General features: G+C 68.0%; 20 protein-coding genes. 8 read left to right on the forward strand and 12 right to left on the reverse strand.

Annotation, left to right across the window (positions count from 1 at the left end):
* Window positions 1-43 precede the first annotated feature (43 nt).
* A complete protein-coding gene (locus tag ACSR87_RS14605; protein ID WP_004043548.1) occupies window positions 44-499 on the reverse strand; it encodes a bis(5'-nucleosyl)-tetraphosphatase in 456 nt (151 codons plus the stop codon).
* Between the two features lie 158 nt (window positions 500-657).
* Here ACSR87_RS14605 and ACSR87_RS14610 point away from each other — a divergent pair, with 158 nt between their 5' ends.
* Window positions 658-987: an uS10/mL48 family ribosomal protein gene (locus ACSR87_RS14610; RefSeq protein WP_004063449.1), complete on the forward strand. Its 330-nt coding sequence runs from the start codon at window positions 658-660 to the stop codon at window positions 985-987.
* Window positions 988-1048: 61 nt separating this feature from the next.
* On the opposite strand, the gene ACSR87_RS14615 is transcribed toward ACSR87_RS14610, so the two are convergent.
* Together ACSR87_RS14615 and ACSR87_RS14620 are read right to left on the reverse strand one after the other, a co-directional pair.
* Window positions 1049-1312 (reverse strand): DUF7513 family protein, encoded by a 264-nt coding sequence (locus tag ACSR87_RS14615; RefSeq protein ID WP_004063445.1) that lies wholly within the window; start codon window positions 1310-1312, stop codon window positions 1049-1051.
* Window positions 1309-2859, reverse strand: a complete 1551-nt coding sequence (locus ACSR87_RS14620) for a Na+/H+ antiporter NhaC family protein (RefSeq protein ID WP_004043545.1) — start codon at window positions 2857-2859, stop codon at window positions 1309-1311. The genes ACSR87_RS14615 and ACSR87_RS14620 overlap by 4 nt, the downstream gene beginning before the upstream one ends.
* A 128-nt stretch (window positions 2860-2987) precedes the next feature.
* Between ACSR87_RS14620 and ACSR87_RS14625 the strand changes: the two genes are divergently transcribed.
* Window positions 2988-4271 carry an amidohydrolase gene (locus tag ACSR87_RS14625; RefSeq protein ID WP_498530954.1) on the forward strand — a complete coding sequence of 428 codons (1284 nt, stop codon included), beginning with the start codon at window positions 2988-2990 and terminating at the stop codon, window positions 4269-4271.
* Between the two features lie 129 nt (window positions 4272-4400).
* The gene (locus tag ACSR87_RS14630) at window positions 4401-5597 is read left to right on the forward strand and encodes a sensor histidine kinase (RefSeq protein ID WP_498530955.1); all 1197 of its coding nucleotides are present in this window, start codon (window positions 4401-4403) and stop codon (window positions 5595-5597) included.
* On the opposite strand, the gene ACSR87_RS14635 is transcribed toward ACSR87_RS14630, so the two are convergent.
* The 6 genes from ACSR87_RS14635 to ACSR87_RS14660 all read right to left on the reverse strand — a co-directional run bounded on the left by ACSR87_RS14635 (window position 5572) and on the right by ACSR87_RS14660 (window position 13972).
* Window positions 5572-6987 carry a geranylgeranyl reductase family protein gene (locus ACSR87_RS14635; protein WP_498530956.1) on the reverse strand — a complete coding sequence of 472 codons (1416 nt, stop codon included), beginning with the start codon at window positions 6985-6987 and terminating at the stop codon, window positions 5572-5574. The genes ACSR87_RS14630 and ACSR87_RS14635 overlap by 26 nt on opposite strands.
* Window positions 6988-7144: 157 nt before the next feature.
* Window positions 7145-8248, reverse strand: coding sequence for an ABC transporter permease (locus tag ACSR87_RS14640; protein WP_498530957.1), 1104 nt, complete (start codon window positions 8246-8248; stop codon window positions 7145-7147).
* Complete coding sequence (locus ACSR87_RS14645; RefSeq protein WP_498530958.1) at window positions 8245-9513, reverse strand: ABC transporter permease; 1269 nt, start codon at window positions 9511-9513, stop codon at window positions 8245-8247. Before ACSR87_RS14645 ends, ACSR87_RS14640 begins: the two co-directional genes overlap by 4 nt.
* Window positions 9510-11069, reverse strand: a complete 1560-nt coding sequence (locus ACSR87_RS14650) for an ABC transporter ATP-binding protein (protein ID WP_498530959.1) — start codon at window positions 11067-11069, stop codon at window positions 9510-9512. Before ACSR87_RS14650 ends, ACSR87_RS14645 begins: the two co-directional genes overlap by 4 nt.
* Before the next feature lie 224 nt (window positions 11070-11293).
* Window positions 11294-12430 carry a BMP family lipoprotein gene (locus tag ACSR87_RS14655; RefSeq protein WP_498530960.1) on the reverse strand — a complete coding sequence of 379 codons (1137 nt, stop codon included), beginning with the start codon at window positions 12428-12430 and terminating at the stop codon, window positions 11294-11296.
* A 180-nt stretch (window positions 12431-12610) separates the two neighbouring features.
* Window positions 12611-13972 carry a phosphopentomutase/phosphoglucosamine mutase gene (locus ACSR87_RS14660; RefSeq protein WP_498530961.1) on the reverse strand — a complete coding sequence of 454 codons (1362 nt, stop codon included), beginning with the start codon at window positions 13970-13972 and terminating at the stop codon, window positions 12611-12613.
* A gap of 175 nt (window positions 13973-14147) precedes the next feature.
* Between ACSR87_RS14660 and ACSR87_RS14665 the strand changes: the two genes are divergently transcribed.
* Together ACSR87_RS14665 and ACSR87_RS14670 are read left to right on the forward strand one after the other, a co-directional pair.
* The gene (locus tag ACSR87_RS14665) at window positions 14148-14432 is read left to right on the forward strand and encodes an acylphosphatase (RefSeq protein WP_498530962.1); all 285 of its coding nucleotides are present in this window, start codon (window positions 14148-14150) and stop codon (window positions 14430-14432) included.
* A gap of 79 nt (window positions 14433-14511) precedes the next feature.
* Window positions 14512-14751 (forward strand): DUF8132 family protein, encoded by a 240-nt coding sequence (locus ACSR87_RS14670; RefSeq protein WP_004063426.1) that lies wholly within the window; start codon window positions 14512-14514, stop codon window positions 14749-14751.
* 12 nt (window positions 14752-14763) lie between these two features.
* Here the strand turns inward: ACSR87_RS14670 and ACSR87_RS14675 are convergent, their stop codons facing one another.
* From ACSR87_RS14675 to ACSR87_RS14685, 3 genes are all read right to left on the reverse strand, one after another.
* The gene (locus ACSR87_RS14675) at window positions 14764-15207 is read right to left on the reverse strand and encodes a DUF7960 family protein (RefSeq protein WP_498530963.1); all 444 of its coding nucleotides are present in this window, start codon (window positions 15205-15207) and stop codon (window positions 14764-14766) included.
* 356 nt (window positions 15208-15563) lie between these two features.
* Window positions 15564-16361, reverse strand: a complete 798-nt coding sequence (locus tag ACSR87_RS14680) for a DUF429 domain-containing protein (RefSeq protein ID WP_498530964.1) — start codon at window positions 16359-16361, stop codon at window positions 15564-15566.
* Between the two features lie 38 nt (window positions 16362-16399).
* The gene (locus ACSR87_RS14685) at window positions 16400-17077 is read right to left on the reverse strand and encodes a winged helix-turn-helix domain-containing protein (protein ID WP_498530965.1); all 678 of its coding nucleotides are present in this window, start codon (window positions 17075-17077) and stop codon (window positions 16400-16402) included.
* Between the two features lie 367 nt (window positions 17078-17444).
* Here ACSR87_RS14685 and ACSR87_RS14690 point away from each other — a divergent pair, with 367 nt between their 5' ends.
* The 3 genes from ACSR87_RS14690 to ACSR87_RS14700 all read left to right on the forward strand — a co-directional run bounded on the left by ACSR87_RS14690 (window position 17445) and on the right by ACSR87_RS14700 (window position 19399).
* Window positions 17445-17876: a DoxX family protein gene (locus tag ACSR87_RS14690; RefSeq protein WP_498530966.1), complete on the forward strand. Its 432-nt coding sequence runs from the start codon at window positions 17445-17447 to the stop codon at window positions 17874-17876.
* Window positions 17877-18068: 192 nt separating this feature from the next.
* Window positions 18069-18650, forward strand: a complete 582-nt coding sequence (locus ACSR87_RS14695; protein WP_498530967.1) for a flavin reductase family protein — start codon at window positions 18069-18071, stop codon at window positions 18648-18650.
* 95 nt (window positions 18651-18745) lie between these two features.
* Complete coding sequence (locus ACSR87_RS14700; RefSeq protein ID WP_498530968.1) at window positions 18746-19399, forward strand: hypothetical protein; 654 nt, start codon at window positions 18746-18748, stop codon at window positions 19397-19399.
* The last annotated feature ends 42 nt before the right edge of the window (window positions 19400-19441 follow it).

The raw sequence follows: 19441 nt of genomic DNA on the forward strand, positions 1-19441 counted from the left end.
CTCGCTGGCGTCGCGTCTCGGGCGTCGGCCGGTTCGGCCGACGCTACTTCAGGTACTTGTGTTCGCCCTCGTTTTTCGCGGCGAGGTCGTCGAGGAACTCGTGGGCGCGCTCGAATATCTCGCGGGGGCCGTCCTGCGTGATAGTGTTGATGGCCTGCTCGTAGTCGCGCCACTGGAGGTCGCGGTGCTCCGTCGAGAGCTCCGCGGACGCCTCGAACGACCGCGCGATAAAGAGGTGGACCGTCTTGTGAATCGTCGTCCCGTTCGCCTCGAAGACGTAGCTGTAGTCCTCGCGGAAGCCGTCGATGAGGCGGAAATCCTGGATTCCCGCCTCCTCTTTGACCTCCCTGATTGCCGTTTGCTGAAGCTCCTCGTCCCCTTCGACCCCGCCCTTCGGGAACTCCCAGTCCCCGGGACGGCTCTTCAGGAGTAAGTACTCCCTCCGGCCGCGGGTGTCGCGGAAGAGAATGGCTCCAGCGCTGACCGCTTCGACTGCCATTACCCGAAATAAACGTGCCACCCTTTAAGAGGGTATCGGAGGATGTAGCGCGTTCGCACGGTTTTTCACTCGGGATTCGGGGTGTGGGACCCCGAGTTCCCGGTTCGTGTAGATGCGCTTTTACCGTCGGAGCGTGCAACAAGCAGTAGTACCCAGCTATGGCCTTCGTCACAAAACTCACCTTTCAAAGCGGTGATAAGGCGGTCCTCGACCGAGTGGTCGACGACCTCAAGCAGTTCATCGAGCGGAAGGGCGCGGAGTGCCGCGGCCCCCACTCCGACCAGCCGAAACAGGTGAGCGTCCCGCAGTACCGGACGCTCCAGCCCGGCGACCAGTTCTCGTCGTGGTCCTACCCCGTCTACACCCGCCGACTCGAAATCCACGGCGCGGACCAGATTGCCCGCGAAGTCGGCCTCAGGGAGTTCCCCGACAGCGTCCACGTCGAAATCGAAGTCGAACAGAAAAAGCCGCTGGGCCACCGTCGCTGACGGCGGCCGCGGAACGCGAACGAAGACGCGGGTCCGCGCTTTTTGTCCGTCTTTCGACCGCTCAGGCGTCCGGCCCGAGCAGTTCGACCACGTCGCCGGTGCCGACGTGGTTGGTCGCGTCGAACGACGTGACCTTCAGCCGAACCTTGTCCTCGACGGCCGCCCCTTCGCCGTCTTCGACCCGGATAACCGAGTCACCGATGCGGACGGTGAGGCCGTCGCCGTTGCGCTCGCTGATGTAGGCCGTGATGACCTCGCCGGGTTCGAACGTCGGCGTCGCGGTGCGGAACGTCCAGCCGGCCAAGAGCTTGTCGAGGCGGCTCATACGCGGCTCACCTCCTCACTCGTGCGGTCGGAGACGTACTCGCGGCCGTAGCCGGTCCACGCGGCGAGCAGGAACACCGCCACGAGGAACCAGCCGTGGAACACGTAGGGGAAGACCGACGCGGGGTTCACGAGCATCTCGGCCGTGAACCACGGCGTCGCCTCGCCGCCGACGAGACCCTGCATGGCCCCGTAGCCGGCGAGGAGGCCGCCGCCCCACGGGAAGATGTAGCCGAGCGCCGAGGTGTTGGCGTCGAGGATGTTGGCGCGGCGGTAGCCGTTGATGTTGAAGCGCTTGCCGAGCGTGGCGATGTACGGCGCGATGGCGATTTCGGCCGCCGTGTTGATGGTGACCGTCGCGTTGACGAGCGCCGTCCCGACGACCATCGTGGTCTCCGCGCGGCGGACCGTCGTGGCGACGCGGTCGATGACGAGTTCCTGAATCGCGTCGAAGCCGCCGCCGGCGCGCATGATTTCCGCGCCCGCGACGAGCAACAGCGTCAGGACGATAAGCGGGAAGAAGCCGGCCGCGCCGGAGTAGACGCTGCCGCCGACGCCGACCTGTCCCGCGGGGACGGTCTCGACGACGGCACCGAGGAGCGGCAGCGCCTCGACCGCCTGCGTCAGGCCGTTCTGCGGCGCGCTGAACAGGAGCATGCTCCCGGCCGACACGTCCACGAGGTTCGCTGCGCCGAGCGCGACGTTGAACGCCGCCGCGAGGAGCAGCCCCCACGAGACGGCCTCGATGATGTGCCGCCCGCGGACGGCGAGGGCGATGACCACGGCGATGTCGAGCAGGTGGACGAGCCCCCACGGCGACACCGACGCCGAGACCTCACCGGCCACGTCGACGTGCGGCATGCCGCCCCAGACGCCGGGGATACCGAAGCCGGCGACGAGGTACGCCGCGATTGCGAGCGCCGCCGCGACGACGGCGTACTTCACGCGGGAGGCGACGACGCCGCCGATGTCGGCGTCCTGCGTGACCGCGGAGACGATGGTGGTGTCGCTGACGGGCGCGAGGTTGTCCCCGAACACCGCGCCGGAGAGAATCGCGCCGAACAGCAACACTGGGTTCGCGCCGAGGAGCAGCCCCGCCGGGAAGACGAGGCTCGTGAAGGCGATTGCGGTGCCGTAGCCGGTGCCGATACCGGTCGCCAGGAGCGCCGCGAGCAGGAACGTCACGGCCGGAAACAGCCCCGGGCCGACGTTCAGGACCGTGGCCGCCCAGACGAGGCCGTCGACGAAGCCGCCGACCTGAATGGTCTCGGCAAACATGCCCGCCCAGAGCCACGCGACGACCGCAGTCGCGGCGACCCGGCGGGTCATGCCGGCGAAGATGACGTCCGCGTAGTCCTTCCAGTCTCCCCGGACGAACAGCAGTCCCGCGATGAGTCCTGTCAGCATCCCCGCGACGAGGCCGGTCGTATCGCCGATACCGAGGATACCACTCTGGAAAATCGCCCACGCGATGAACAGGGCGATGGGCAGGGCGCTCACGAGGCGCCCGCCACGGAAACTGAGCTCGATGTCCGGTTCTTCTGGCATCGTTTGTCAGAGATTGACTGGGATATATAATAGGCACGAATTTCCTCCAACTATTTCTTCCAAACTTGCGTTTCTTGCCCACGAAACGTCGGGAGCGTTTATCATCACCGGGGGAAAAGAGTCCAGACATGAGCCACCGAGCGACGATGGACGACCTCGTCTCGCTTCGCCGCGACCTGCACCGCCACCCCGAACCCGCGTGGTGCGAGTTCTACACCACCGCCCGCCTCGTCGACGAACTGGAGACGCGCGACCTCGACACGCTCTACGTCGGCCCCGAGACGCTCGACGCCGACGAGCGTATGGCCGTCCCCGACGACGCCGAACTCGACGCGTGGTTCGAGCGGGCGCGCGAGGCCGGCGCGCGCGAAGACGTACTCGACCGCCTCGCCGGCGGCTACACCGGCGCGGTCGCGGTCGTCGAGCGCGGCGAGGGGCCGACCGTCGGACTCCGCGTCGACATCGACGCGCTCCCCATCCCCGAGTCCGAGGCCGACGACCACCGCCCGGCCGCCGAGGGGTTCCGCTCCGAGAACGAGGGGTTCATGCACGCCTGCGGTCACGACGCCCACGCGACAATCGGCCTCGGCGTCCTCGACGCCGTCATCGACTCCGACTTCGAGGGGACGTTCAAGCTGTTCTTCCAGCCGAGCGAAGAGCAGGTCGCCGGCGGCAAGGCCGTCGCCGAGGGCGGCCACCTCGACGACGTGGACTACCTGCTCGCGCTCCACGTCGGGCTCGACCACCCGACCGGCGAGGTCGTCTGCGGCATCGACGGCTTCCTCGCGGTCTCGCACTTCCGCGCCGAGTTCACCGGCGCGCCGGCCCACGCGGGCGCGAAGCCCGAGGAGGGGAAGAACGCGAACCTCGCGGCCGCAGCGGCCACCCAGAACCTCTACGGTATCTCCCGGCACTCGGACGGCGCGACCCGCGTCAACGTCGGCCTGATGGGCGGCGGGACCGCCACGAACATCGTCGCCGAGGAGGCGTTCGTCGAAGGCGAGGTGCGCGGCGCCACGACGGAGCTCATGGAGTACATGGAAGACCGCGCCCACACGGTCATCGAGTCGGCCGCCGCGATGCACGACTGCGAGGTCGAAATCAACGTCGAGGGCAAGGCCCCGAGCGCCCGCAGCGACGACGCGCTCGCGGCCATCGTCGGCGGCGTCAGCGAGGGGGTCGAGGGCGTCACCTCGGTTCTCGACCGCGACGACCTCGGCGGCAGCGAGGACGCGACCTACCTCATGCAGCACGTCCAGGACCGCGGCGGGCTGGCAGCCTACGTCGGCGTCGGCACGGACCACCCCGGCGGCCACCACACCCGGACGTTCGACGTTGACGAGGAGACCATCCGCATCGCCGTCGACGTGCTCGCCGAAAGCGTCGACCGAATTGCGACCGAGCGTCCCTGAGACGCGCCGAGCGCGTCGTTCGGGCCGTCTCAGACCGCGTCACCGCGGCGGGAACGGCGCACGACCGACCGACCCGCCCGCGACGAACCGCCAGCGGTTATTTGTCCCCTCCGTGCATAGCCGGCAGCGATGGGGTTCCTCGGCGGTGAATCGACCGAAGACACAGACCTGCGTCCGGGCCTCGCAGTCGTCGGCATCGCCGTCGGCGTCGCGGTCGTCCAGGTCGCCGTCTTTCCCCACAGCTCCGAGGTCCACTGGCTCCGGTTCGCCGTCGAACTCCTCTTGATTCCGATTCCCGTCGCCGGCGCGTTCGTCGTCGGCGGCGTCCGCGACGTGTCGGCGGTTTGGCGGCCGCTGTACGCCGGGACCGCGCTGTTCGCCGTCTACGCCGTCACCGACGCGGTCGACGAGGTCGTCGCCCAGCCCGAGGCGGTCACGCTCGTCTTCGAGGACGGGACGCTCCTCGTCGGGTCGGTCGCGCTCGCGGTCGGCGCGGTCCGGTGGTCGACCCACCGCGACGCCCGCGAGACGGAACTGCGCCGCCGCAACGACCGGCTCGACCAGTTCGCGTCGGTCGTCACCCACGACCTCAGGAACCCGCTGAACGTCGCCCAGATGCGACTTGAACTCGCCCGCGAGGGGCACGGAACCGAACACCTCTCGACGGTCGCTGACGCCCACGACCGGATGGAGGCGCTCATTCAGGACGTGCTCCAACTCGCCCGCGTCGGTGAGGAGGTCGGCGAGGTCGAACCCGTCAGCCTCGCCACCGTGGCCGCCGACGCGGTGACGAACACCAGTCTCGGGGCGTCCGGACTCACCGTCGAGGCCGACGCGAGGCTGCTCGCCGACCGGGGCCGGCTCACCGCCGTCTTCGAGAACCTGTTTCGGAACGCCGTCGAACACGGCTCGACGAGCCGCCGGGAGTCCCCAGACGAGACCGCGAGCCGCGACGTTCCGACCGAGACCCCGTCTCCCGCCGCCGACAAGAGCGCAGCCGACGCGAGCGGCCGCCGGGCAAGAGCCGACGCCGACGGGGGGATGCCGGGCGTCAACGTCCGCGTCGGCCCGCTCGAAGACGGCTTTTTCGTCGAGGACGACGGCCCCGGCATCCCGCCGGAAGAACAAGACCGCATCTTCGAGTCGGGATACAGCACCGACTCGCGGGGGACCGGTCTCGGCCTCGCCATCGTCGCCGGCGTCGCCGACGCTCACGGCTGGGAGGTGACGGCGACGACCGGCAAAAACGGGGGCGCGCGGTTCGAGTTCCGGGGCGTCTCGTTCGCGGCGGCGTCCGAGGTCAGTACTTCGGGTCCGCGCCCGTGAGTTCGTAGATGTCGTCCATGATGCGGTCCCGCTCGACTTTCCACCCTTCGAGGGCGCTCGGCCGACTCGGATAGCGGCCGTAGTGGGCCAGCAGTTCGTCGGCCAGACGCTTGATTTTGAAGAACTCGTAAATCTGGCTCCAGTGACCGTAGCTCGACGCCGCGGTCTGCGCGAGGAGGACCGGGCCGAACGAGGTCGTCCCGGAGTAGAGCGCTTCCGCCAGCTTCTCGCCGGGAATGGAGGCGATGAGACCCATCAGGTCGTCCACGTCGACGGCGGTCGAGAGGATGTTGTACACGTCGAGGCTGGCGTAGCGACCGCCGAAGTGGTCCATGACGCGCTGGTTGTAGCGCCAGAGCATCTCTTCGCTCACGTCGCCCGCGTCGAGTGCGATAGCGGCCTGCTCGCCGGCGTACTTGCCGGCGTAGGCCGCGCCGGCGATGCCGCCGCCGGTCGTCGGGTTGACGTGGGCCGCGGCGTCGCCGACGGCCATGTAGCCCGGCGCGGTCGCAGAATCGTAGGGGCGGCGGGTCGGGAGGGCGGCACCGAGCTTGTCGACGACTTCCGCGCCCTCGAACTCGGGGCGCTCGCGGAGGTCCCGCTTCAGGTCGTCGACGAGCTTCATCGGCTCCTCCGTCATCTGGAAGCCGAGGCCGGCGTTGATGGTCGTCTCAGTCCGCGGGAAGTACCAGACGTAGCCCGCGGCGACCTCGGCGGGTTTGAACACGAGCGCGTCCGACCACTCGACGGGCTCGGGGACCTCGACGACCTCGCGGTACGCCGACGAGAAGTGCTGGTAGGAGACGTTCGTGTCGAAGGTGGCGTCGGAGAAGTCCACCTTGTCCTGGAGGAGCGACAGCGAGCCCGCGCCGTCGATGACGATGTCGGCGTCGTACTCGACGACCTCGCCGTCGTGCTTGGCGACGATGCCGGTGACGGTGCCGTCGTCGTCCTGTTTCACGTCCTGGACGACCGTGTCGTAGTGGAGTTCCGCGCCGGCTTCCTCCGCGCCCTCGATGATGAGGCGGCCGTACTCCCAGCGGTCGATAACGGCGAGTTCGCCGGGGACCGGGATGTCGAGGACGGTGTCCTCCTGCGGAATCTCGAAGCGGCCGTGGTCGACCTCGGTGTTGGTGAACGCCGGCTCGATTTTCGACTTCGGAATCGCCTCGGGGAAGGCGTCTGCGCCCTTCAGGGCGTCGCCGCAGGCGATGTGGCCCGCTTCCTCCTCGGGCTTTCGCTCGACGATGGTCACGTCGTAGCCCGCGTTTGCGATGGTGGCGGCGGCGTAACAGCCGGAGGTTCCCGCGCCGACGACCACCACGTCCACGGACTGGGTCCGTGGGCTCGCCGAGGAATCCTCGGCGGTGTCGTTCTCGTCTGTGGACATGGTATCACCTCCATATCGCGGGCTGAAAACTCTTTACTCCCGTACCGACCGCGCGGGGTGAGTCCGACGGGCGTCGACCGCGACGAGACGCGGCGCTCGACGGGGAGAAGACGGACAAAAGGCAAGAGAAAACGGAACGGCGAGGATTTCGGGTCGCTCAGCGGTTGTCGTCGCCGGTGTCGTAGTGTTCGCCCGACGCGGCCGGGATGCGGGTGCGGCCGACGAGCGCGAGGACGACGAGCACCGTCACGTACGGAATCGTCTGGATGAGCGAGTCGGGAACGCCGTAGCCGGGCACCTGCTGGAGGCGAATCTGGGCGGCCTCCAGCCCCGCGAAGAGGAACGACGCGCCGAACGCGCCGACGGGGTTGTAGTTCCCGAAGAGGAACGCCACGATGGCGATGAAGCCCTTCCCGTTGACCATCGTCTGGTTGTTGCCGACGAACTGGCCGAGGCCGAGCGACAGTGCGGAGCCGCCGATGCCGGCGAGGAAGCCCGACAGGAGCACGCCCGCGTAGCGGACGCGGCTCACGTCGACGCCGACGGTGTCGAGCGCCTTGGGGTTCTCGCCGGACGCGCGGACGTGGCGGCCGAACGCCGTGCGGTTCAGGACGTACCACGACGCCGGGACCGCGACGAGCATCATGTACACCGCGGGGTCGGCGTCGAAGAACGCGCCGAAAAACGGGATATCCGAGAGGACGGGAATCGTCCACGTCCCGAGCGTCGTCCCGAGGTTGTCGGTGTTGACGCCGCCATAGTAGACGGTCGCCGCGAACGGCGCGAGGCCGAGCGCGATGAGCCAGACGGCGAGGCCGGCGATGATTTGGTCGGCCTTGAAGCGGATGCAGACCACGGCGAACAACGCCGAGAACAGCACCGACGAGAGGACGCCGGCGAAGAAGCCAATCCAGATGGCCGGGAGGCCGACGACGGTCATCTCGGGGCCGACGATGGCCGTCGTGATGACCGCGGTGAACGCCGAGATGATGAGCAGCCCCTCGAGTCCGATGTTCACCACGCCGGCCTTCTCGGAGAAGATACCGCCGAGCGCGGCGAACGTGATGGGCACCGAGAGCCGCAGCGCCGACGAGAGCGTGCTCCGACTCGTGAGGATGGCGAGGAAGTTGCCCCAGATACTGGTTGGGAACGCGAGGCCGAGCAGCGCGATGAGCAGGAAGACGCTCACCGCGCCGCCGACGAGGGTCGCTCTGTAAGACAGTTCGGTGTCGCGGAGTCGGTCGATGGTGGTCGTGCTCATTCGTCGTCACCTCCGAGGCGGCCGCCGTCCGTGGCCACGGTCTCGCGGTCCGGTTCGAGGTCGATGGCGGAGCCGAGCATGCGGAAGAACTCGGGCATCGCGACGAACAGGATGATGAGCCCGCGGAGGACGCCGACGAGCTGTTTCGGGACGCCGGTCCCGAACTGGACCGCGAGGGAGCCGGACTTGAGCGTCCCGAACAGGAGCGCCGCCGGGACGACGCCGAACGGGTTGTTCCCCGCGAGGATGGAGACGGTGATGCCGTCGAACCCGAGCGAGGGGACGCCGGCCTGCCACTTGCCCATGACCATGAGCACCCAGATAGCGCCGCCCATCCCGCCGAGCGCGCCCGAGAGGAACATGCTCGTGACGGTCGTGTGCTTGGCGTCGACGCCGCCGTACTCGGCGGCCTCGGGCTGTTCGCCGCTCGTCCGGAGGTCGTACCCGAACGAGGTCTGTTCGAGCAGGAACCAGACGGCCACGACGAGCGCGAGGCCGAACGCGAGCGCGAGAAGCGAGAAGTCGCCGCCCTGCGGGAACGCCACCGGAAGGAGCGTCGCCCAGTCGGGAAGCGGCGTCGTCTCGACGACCTGCGAGTCGGGGTTGCCGAAGAACTCGCTGACGAGGACGAACGCGATTTGCGCCGCGATGAAGTTCAGCATGATGGTCGTGATGACCTCGTTGGCGTCGGCGTACGCCTTGAGCGCGCCCGGAATCGCCCCGTAGAGACCGCCGACGAGCGCGCCGACGATGACCGCGAGCGGAATCAGGATGAGGCCGCCGACGAGCCCGGACGGGAGCAGCGGCGCGACGAAGAACGAAAACAGCGCCGTGGCGAGGCCGCCGAGGACGAGCTGTCCCTGCGTCCCGATGTTGAACAGGCCCGCGCGGAAGGAGACGGCGACCGAGAGGCCGGTGAAGATGAGGAGCGTCGTCTCCTTGAGCGTGAGCGCGAACCCGAAGTTCAGCGGGTTCCAGTCGGGGTTGAGCGGTTTGAGAATCCCCGGGCTGTTCACGAGGAACGGCTCGCCGAGCGCCCCGTTGAACAGCACGAGGTACACCTCGACGGGGTCGTAACAGAACCCGGTCCCGAACAGCGTCGTCGCCGCGGTCTGGCACGTCGTGACGCGGCCGGAGACGAGGATGATGACCGCGCCGACGACGACCGCCAGCACGAGCGCGGCGAAGCTGATGAGGATGCGCTCCGTCGCGGAGGCGGCCGTCAGCCGCCGGAGGACGGATTTCGCCGTTTCGGCCGCGCTCATTTGGCGTCACCCACGGGCGGTTCCGCATCGGTCGCGTCGGCGTCGGGGCGTTCGCCGGCCATGAGCAGGCCGATCTCTTCTTCGGTGGTGTTGCGTGGGTCTACGATGTCCATGAGTTCGCCGTCGTGCATGACGCCGAGGCGGTCCGAGAGGCCCTGTACCTCGTCGAGCTTCGAGGAGATGAGGAGAATCGCCTTCCCCTCCGCTCGGAGGTCCAAGAGCCGCTCGTGGATGAACTCCATCGCGCCGATGTCCACGCCGCGGGTCGGGTGGGTGGCGACGACGAAGTCCGGGTCGCGTTCGAACTCGCGGCCGACGATGAACTTCTGTTGGTTGCCGCCGGAGAAGGACTCGGCGTCAGCGTCGGCGTGCGGCGGTCGAACGTCGTACTCGTCGATGATTCGCTCGGTGTGCTCGCGCGCGTCGGACCAGTGTATTCGGCCGGCGGCGGCGAACGGCGGGCTGTGCTGGCTGCCGAGGATGCCGTTTTGGACGAGGTCGAAGTCCATCACGAGCCCGCGTTCGTGGCGGTCCTCGGGGACGTACGCCATCCCGTCGTCGATGCGGGACCGACGCGAGGCGTCGGTGATGTCCCGGCCCTTGTAGGAAATCGAGCCCTCGGTCGGCGTCCGCAGGCCGGTGATGGCCTCGACCAACTGCGACTGGCCGTTGCCGTCGACGCCCGCGATGCCGAACACCTCGCCCTCGCGGATATCGAACGACACGTCCGAGACGGCGGGCACGCCGCGGTTGTCCGTGGCCGAGAGCCGCTGCACCGAGAGCACCTCGTCGCCCGGCTCCTGCGGTTCGGCCTTCGGTTCGAGGAGGACTTCGCGGCCGACCATCAGTTCGGCGAGTTCCTCGTTCGACGTTTCGTCGGCCTTCACGGTGCCGACGTTCTTCCCGTTTCGGAGGACGGTGATGTCGTCGGCGGCGTGCATGGCCTCACCGAGCTTGTGGCTGATGAAGATAATCGTCTTGCCCTGTGCGGTCAGCTCCTCGAAGACGCGGAACAGCTCTTCGACCTCCTGCGGGGTGAGGACCGCGGTGGGCTCGTCCAGAATGAGGATGTCGGCCCCGCGATAGAGTGCTTTCAAGATTTCGACGCGCTGTTGAACGCCGACGCTCACGTCCTCGATGGCGTCGTCGGGGTTCACGTCGAATCCGTATCGGTTCGAGAGGTCGATGACCTCCTGGCGCGCACGCTCCCGGTCGACGGTCGTGCCGAACCACTTGCGCGGTTCGTTGCCGAGGACGATGTTCTCGGCGACCGTCATGGGGTCGACCAGCATGAAGTGCTGGTGAATCATACCGATTCCGGCGTCGATTGCGTCCGCGGGCGAATCGAAGTCCCGCGGTTTTCCGTCCACGTGGACGGTCCCCTCCGTGGGTTCGTAGAGCCCGTAGAGGATGTTCATCAACGTCGTCTTGCCGGCCCCGTTTTCTCCCAGAAGTGCGTGCACCGTGCCGCGCTCGACGGTCAGGTCCACGTCGTCGTTCGCCACGACGCCGGGGAACCGTTTTGTGATTTCGTCGAGATGAACAGCGGTGCTCATCTTGAGCCTTTTTTCGGGGGGGTTCGCTTAAACTCGTGGGATTCGACTCGACGCGGGAGTGGTCCACACGGAGCGTTGCGGCGGTTCTCGGGGAGTTCGAACCGTTCAACCCGCGAGCAGATTCGACCGACTGCGGTGTGAAAGCGGCAACATTGTCCTCGATATTCGGGGGTCCTGTCGCTCGGCGCGCGGGGTCGAAAGAACTGCGTGTGTCGAGTGTGGCGTTACTCGGTCGTCGTCGGAATCTCGATGTCGCCGGCGATGATGGCTTCGCGGGACTCCGAGAGTGAATCCTTCACGTCCTGCGGAATCTCGGACCCGAGTTCCGCGCCGTAGACGGCGGCGACGCCGTCCTCTTCGAGGCCGAGGGTCGTAGTGGAACCACCGTTGAACTCGTCGTTGACGACGTTCTCGACGGAGGCGTACACCGCCGACTCGACGCGCTTGACCATCGAGGCGAGGATGACATCGGCGTAGTTCGGTTCGGTCTGCGACTGGTCGGAGTCGACGCCGATGGCGAACTTACCCTGCTCTTTCGCCGCCTGGAAGACGCCGAGGCCGCTGCCGCCGGCCGCGTGGTAGACGACGTCCGCGCCGTTGTCGTACATCGAGGTGGCGATTTCCTTCCCCTTCGCGGAGTCGGAGAACGACCCGACGTAGGCCACGTCGACGGATATCTCCTCGTCCGCGTGCGCCACACCGGCCTCGTAGCCGGCCTGGAACTTACGGATGAGGTCGGTCTCGGTGCCGCCGACGAAGCCGACGCTCTTCGAGTCGGCCGTCGTCGAACCGGAGCCGGCCGAGAACTCCTGGGTCGTGATGAGGCCGGCGAGGTAGCCGACCTGGAACGAGCCCTGCTCCTCGCGGAACAGGTAGCTCGCCACGTTGTCCTCGTCGACAACGTCGTCGACGATCATGAACTGCTGGTCCGAGAAACTCGGCGCGGTTTCGGAGAGCGCGGAGCGCTGCGCGTAGCCGATACACGACACGAGGTCGTAGTCCGGGTTCGACGACTGCGCGAACCGGCGCTGGAACTGCGGGAACTCCTCGGCCGCCGAGGGCTGTGCCTCGTCGTAGGCGATGCCGAGTTCCGACTCCGCCTGTTCGATGCCGCGCTTCGCGGCGTCGTTGAACGACTTGTCACCGAGACCGCCGAGCGCGTAGACCATGCCGACGTTGGCCGCCGGACCGGACTCCTCGGTCGTCTGCTCGCTCGTCGTGGTCTCCTCGCCGCCGGAACCCTCGGTCGTCTGCTCGGCCGTCGTCGTTTCTTCGCTTCCCTCTGACGGACCGCCCGTACAACCTGCGAGGCCGGCGATACCCGCGACCCCTGCCGCTTTAACAAAAGAACGTCTGTCCATATCTATGAACTCCTATTGAGACAGGGGCCTCGAAAATTGCATAAAGGTGTCGTTTCGCGGTTTCAGCGGCGTCGCATCGCCACGTTTGCACATCCCAGTCGAGAACCGTCGGCTCACGGTCGCGGGCGTCGACCCCCAACCGTCGGCGGCGGCGACCGCGCCGAAGTCGCTCGGCGTCCGTCAGGCGGCCTCGATTTCGCCCTCGACGACGGCCGTCACCTCGTCGACGAGCGCGTCCACGTCGTCGGCCTCGGCGTACACCCGGATGTATGGCTCCGTGCCGGACGGGCGGACCAGCGTCCACGACGCGTCGGCAAACTCCAGTCTGACGCCGTACTCGGTGTCGACCGACTCGGGGGCCATCGCCTCGGGGAGCGAGGTTTCGAGCGCCGCCATCGCAGCCTGCTTCTTCTCGTCGGGGCAGGAGACGCTTACCTTGCGGTACGGGCGCTCCGTGACCGGTTCGCGCAGGCCGGCCATGCCGGACTCGGCGGCGAGGCGAGCGACGAGCGCCGCGGAGGCGACGCCGTCTATCCACCCGCCGAGCGACGGGTGGACGTGCTTCCACGGTTCGGCCGCGAACACCACGTCGCCGCCGTCGGCGCGGGCGCTGGCGATGCCCTCGTGGAGCGCGCCGAGGCGGACGCGTTCGACGCGACCCCCGGCCTCGCGGACCCGCTCGTCGATGCGGCCCGAGGCGTTCGGCGTCGTGACCACGACGGGGTCGTCGGCGTCCGAGTCACGGACGTAGTGCTCGGCGACGATGGCGATGACGGTGTCCTCGTGGACGACCTCGCCGTTCCCGTCGATGATGACGATGCGGTCGGCGTCGCCGTCGTGGCCGATGCCGAAGTCGAAGTCGCCGTCGGCGACGAACGCGATGAGGTCCGCGAGCGTCTCGGGCGTCGGCTTCGACTCGCGCCCGGGGAAGTGGCCGTCTATCTGCCCGTTGAGCGTGACGACGCGCGCGCCGAGGTCGCGGAGCACCTGCGGCGTGCCGAGCGCCGACATCCCGTTGCCGCAGTCGACGGCGACGGAGAGCCCGTCGAGGGCCGCCCCGTGCTGGCCCGCGAACTCGACGATTGCGTCGCGGTAGGCGTCGAGGACGCCGCCCGTCCCCGTCGCGCCCCAGTCGTCCCAGTCGGTCGGGGGCGCGTCCGCCCCGACCCGCGTCTCGATGTCGCGTTCGAGGTCGCGGTCGTACTCCTGCCCGTCGACGAACATCTTGATGCCGTTGTCCGTCGGGGGGTTGTGGGAGGCGGTGAGCATGACGCCGCGGCGACCACGCGAGGCGAACGCGAGCGCCGGGGTCGGGACGACGCCCACCCGGGTCACGTCCGCGCCGGCGGAGAGCAGGCCGGCTTCGACGGCGGCGGCGAGGCCCTGTCCGGTCGTCCGTCCGTCGCGGCCGACGACGAACTCGGCGGAGGCGTCCGATTCGAGCGCGGCGCGGCCGGCGGCGCGGCCGACGCTGAGGGCGAGTTCCGGCGTGACTCGCTCCGTCGCGCTCCCGCGGATACCGGCGGTGCCGAAGAGTTCCATAGTCCAGCGTTGACGGGGTCGTACTTAGATGCTGACGGTTCGGGGGACGCGTGCGAGGCGGCCGCACGGGGCGGTCGAGGGGACGCTTCGGAGACGAAAACCGGCTCCCGGACGAACCGCCGAATCGACCGCCCGAGGCAGCACGCCTTTGAGGGCGGGCGTCGAATCGGGAGCCATGAGCGAACACGGTCGAACCCGCGCGCACGTCTACGTCTCGGGACACGTACAGGGCGTCTACTACCGGGCGACGACCCGCGACACCGCCCGCGACCGCGGCGTCGACGGCTGGGTGAAGAACCTCTCGGACGGTCGCGTCGAGGCCGTCTTCGAGGGCCCCCGCGACGACGTGGAGGCGATGGTCGAGTGGTGCCACGAGGGGAGTCCGATGGCGACCGTCGAGGACGTAGACGTTACCTACGAGGAACCGGCCGGCGAGACCGGGTTTCGCATCGAGCGCTGACCGGGGGAACTCGACAACCGCGCGATAACATCAGCGAGACGGCCAAATCGTTCAAGCGGGGTTCGGGGGACGTGTTCCCATGCGCTTCCGGACCGACACGCGGGGACTCGGCGTCGCAAAACTGTTCTTCACGCTCGTGACGAGCGTCGGCCTCGGCCTCTCGATGGGCACCTCGTTTCTCATCGTCCGCGGGCCGTTCCTCGGCGGACCGTCGCTCGACCCGTTTCCCATGATGGCGGCGCTGGCGGTGTTCGTCGCCGGTATCGTCGTGCTTACGTGGGGGTCGACGCGGCTGTTCGGCGTGGGAACCGGCGCGTGAGCGGGGGCCGACTCACGCGGGTCGGTCGACGCCGAGTTCGGCCATCGACCGGACCACGACGTGGGCCTCCACGAGGTCGCGTTCTTCGACCATCGGGTCGTCGGCGTCGTCGATGACGGCGCGCGCCTCGGCGAGCAGACGGTCTTCCTGTTCGGTCTGGTCGGGTTCGTCGCGGGTGCTGTTCAGGAGCGCCTCGAAGTCCTCGCGGATGCTGAAGTCCGCGCGGGCGACGTTACACCGCGAGAGGGGGTGCATGCCGAGGTCCAACACCAACTCGGTGACGAGTTCCCAGTCGCTCTCGCAGAACTGGAGCGTCACGTCCCCGACGATGTCGCGCCACGCGATGGGAGCGGCGTTCTCCATAAGCGTCACCGCCCGCGGGGGGACCGCGATGCGAGCGACGGTCTTCGGGTCGTCGCAGAGACAGCAGGGCTGGTCCGTCCTGCCGGTGTACATACGCGGGGTTAGGATGGGTCGTAGATGTAGATTCGGGCCGGACCGGCGGTTTCGCGTCGGAACGGAACGGGGCGACGTCCGACCGCGGCGGCCGCTCGGGACGTGGAAACGGTCGGGTTCGAGCCCGGGGCGGGGTCGTCGAACCCGAGTAGAGGCAGCGGGAGGCGCGGCCGACTGCGTGCTGGCACTGAATCACGCATTGGGCTGGGCTGGGTATTCTGTGGTGGCGGCAGTAGCCGCGCCACCTATTCGATTGAACACCGTGCATAAATATCTTCTCCTCAGGGAATACCACACACTATTGTTGACTATATACTAGTGTGTTTCAAGATATCGGAGACACTTGTGCGAGATTGTCAAACTTCGAATTCGCTCGCGAGACGGCTCGTCGGGACGTGAATCGCCATCTCCAGTCCGCGGGCGTCCGTCGGCGGGTCGCTCGGGAGCGTCGTGAGGGGGCGGCGGGCCGCGGCGGCGAGGACGAGCGCGTCGAGCACGTCGTCGCGGGCCACATCGCGGCGGAGCGTCCGGTCCAGCGTCTCGCGGTAGGCGCGCTCGGCGTCGGACTCCCGGTCGTCGGTCGCGTCGGCTTCCGAACCGCGGTCGGTGGACCCGCATCCGCCGAACGCCGTCCTGAGTACGTCTAGACGGCGGGCGCGCCCCTCGGGCGTCGACTTCGGTTCCGGGAGGGGCTCGCCAGCGAACGCGGCGAACGCGAGTTCGGGGTGGGATTCGAACACTCGGGCTCGGGCGCGCGGCGCCTCGCGGAGAACGGCGTCGGCCTCGCGAATCTTGGGCACGAGGTGCCACGCCTGAATGGAGAGGCCCGCCCCGGTCCGCTCGCGGTTCGCCGCGCTGGCCGCCTCGTGGGAGTCGGCGTCGAGGACGGACCGAACGGGCGCGAAGAAGACGGTTGCGGCCCGAGAACCGAGCCGCTCGCGGGCCGCCCGGTCGCACGCGCGGCGGTCGGATTCGGGCAGCCCGATGGGGATATCGACGAGCACCCGCCGGGCGTCTCGCTCGCGGGCGAGGTCCCAGACGGCGTCGAAGTCTGCGACGACTCGCACGCTGAGGCCGTCGCCGGCGACGGCGCACACCCAGCCGGCCCGACAGCCGTCGACGCCGACCGCGGGGGAGACGCATCGCTGTGGCACGGACCGAGCTACGTCGTGGAGCGAGAGAAAAACTGGGGTTATGAATCGAGCACCGCGGCCGTCATCTGCCGGCAGGTGTCGCGGAGTTCGTTGAGCGTCACGTCGATGCTCGCGTCGAGCGAGACGAGCAGTTTTACGCCGTCGTCGAGCGGCACCCGGACGATGAGCGTGTTGTCGATGGCGAACGCGACGAGCTCCGGCCCGCCGATAGGTAGGCCTTCGAGCGGTTCGTCGATGGCCTCCTCGTTCGTGAGCGTCGCGACGAGCGTCTTGACGGTGTCGTCGTCGTAGCGGTCGAGAAGCGACTGCTCGAAGAAGCGAATCCGCGTCTGCACCGGCTCACACCACGCGACCGCTCGGAGTGCGTCCCCGTACGCCTCCTGTAACTCCGAGGCCAGTTCGGGCGCGGGAAACTCGCCGTCGTCGACGACGGTAACCTCGGCCTCCTGGTCGAGGGCGACCCGCTCGTAGGCGAGTTCACCGAGGTCCGTCAGCCCGTAGAGCCGCCCTTTCTGTTGCGACTCGGGGACCAACAGTTCGACGATGCCCCGCTCCCGAAGTTCGGAGAGCGCCCGAGACACGTGCGGCTGTGCGAGGTCGGACTCCGCCGCGATTCGAGACGGCAGTCCCGAACCGTGCTCCGAGAGATATCGGCACACGGCCAGTCGGTACCGTGAGCTTGCGATATACCCCGCGGAATCCCACGTCTCGGTCATAAGTGAGACTCTCCGCTGGTCGTTTTCATCATGATTGACACGTCCCATACTGGTATGCAATGGCAAGCGGGGTATATCTTTCGAGGGTTGGACAATACTACCATATACGTACCATATAGCGCACGGGAGCGAAACGTTCTGGCACTCTCTGCGGCTAAACGAGCCTAACTCGACAGTAACTACCAGTACGTACTCATGCTGTGAGAATCAGATGACGCCGACGTAACCGGATACCCGAGCGGTTACCCGGTGGCGTGTATGTCAGCAAACACATATATCGATTCGGTCTCGTACCAGGTAACGCGATGATAGTAGTACTCCGGACGACGGACCGCCGCACGACCGCCCTCGCGACGGAGGTGCCGAGATGAGCGTCGCGCTCCAGTTCGCGTCCCCCGGCGCGGATATCGCGTTCCTCCTCGCGCGCGTCCTCTTCGGCGCGGTGCTCGCGTTCATGGGGCTCAACCACTTCCTGAACCTCGACCACATGACCGGCTACGCGGAGATGAAGGGCCTGCCCGCACCCCGCCTCGGCGTCGTCGTCTCCGGCGGGATGCTCGTCTTCGGCGGCCTCGGCATCGCGCTCGGCGTCTTCCCCGCGCTCACCGCCGGAGCCGTCGCCGTCTTCCTCGTCGTCGGGACGCCGGTGTTCCACAACTTCTGGGCCGTCCCCGAGGACCAACGGGAGTCCGAGATGACCGGCTTCCTGAAGAACCTCGTCATGCTCGGCGGCGCGCTCGTCTTCCTCGCGCTCAGCGGGACGACGTGGTCATACGCCGTCGGTCTGACGCTGTTCTGACCGCGACGACGCGCCCGTGGCGCGAGTCCCGACACGAACCCGAACACGACACCCGAACCGACGCCGTCCCACAGATTCATCGGCCTCCGAACCCACCACACACTCATTCGTGACCGACCCAAGACCGGATTCGACACGCCCTCGTCGCCCGCCGAGTAGCCGACCACGCCCGCCCGCGGAGGCGAGTCGGTGATGGACGGCGCGCCCGACGCCTTCGGCTCCCCGTACCGCCTGCTTTCGGGAGCCGTCGTCCCGCGGCCCATCGCGTGGGTGAGCACCCGCGGCGACGACGCCGACAACCTCGCGCCGTACAGTTTCTCCACCGTCGCCAGCGTCGACCCGCCGGTCGTCGTCTTCGCGCCGGTCGGCCGCGGCCCGTCGCTGAAGGACACGCCGCGAAACGCCATCTCGCGCGGCGAGTTCGTCGTCAACGTCGTCACCCGCGACCTCGTGGAAGCGATGAACGAGACCGCCGCGACGGTCCCGCCGGGCGTCGACGAGTTCGACCACGCCGGCATCGAGAAGGCCGAGGCCGTTCGGGTCGACGCCCCGCGCGTCGCCGACGCCAACGTCGCCTTCGAGTGCACCCTCTACGATAGCATGGAGGTCGGCTCCTCGACGCTCGTCCTGGGGGAGGTCGTCCACGCGCACGTCGCCGACGAGGTGCTGACCGACGGCAAACTCGACACGAGGAAACTCGATGCGGTCGGCCGCCTCGCGGGCGACGAGTACGCGACGACCGACGACCGGTTCGAACTCGTCCGCCCGGACTGACCTGTTCCGACGAACCCGCTCCGTCCGCCCGCCCGTTATCGAGAATTGTAATGGGGCGCGAAGCTTTATCGCAGGATACGGAGTCTTTCGAACCAATGAGCGACGTGTCGTTGTCGAGCGTACTTTCGTTTCTCGATACTGATGACGCGGCAACCGTCGTCGAGCGGGTCCGTGCGACCCGCGGGGAGCGGACGAAACGGAGCGACCGCGACGGGCGGACGTTCCTCTTTTCGGCCCCCGGAGACGAGTCGCAGCCGACCGAAGTCGTCTGGATAGACGTGGAAGCCGCGTTCGACGCCCGGAGCGTCGAGGCGTTCGCCGAGCGCTGCGCCGACCGCGGCATCGACGGGACGCTCCTGACGACCGGCGACGAGGAGCAGGCCGCGGAGACGCTCGCGCTCGCGTTCGCGACCGACGAACAGCTCGACGAGCCCGACGAGGACGGCGACCGGGCGCTCCTCGTCGACCCCGCGGAAGTCGAGCGCCCCATCGACCTCGTGGCGCTTCCCGACCTCGTGGCTGCGCTCGAAGACGCCGACCTCGACGAGGACGTCATCGACGAGTATCACGAGCCGCACGAACCGGAGTTCGAGGAGATTCTCGACGAGATAGACGCCGAGGAAGCCCGCGCCGCGGCGGAGGCGGACGAAGCCGAAAACGCCGGCTCCGGTCGGGCACTCGCGCTCCTCGTTGCGGCCGTCGTCGTGGTGGCGGTCGTCGCCGCGCTCGTCCTGTTCGCCCCGTTCTGAGCGGCTCTAGCTCGGTTTCGAACTCACGCGCTCCCGTGTTCT

This window comes from Haloferax sp. SDI50 (assembly GCF_059802635.1).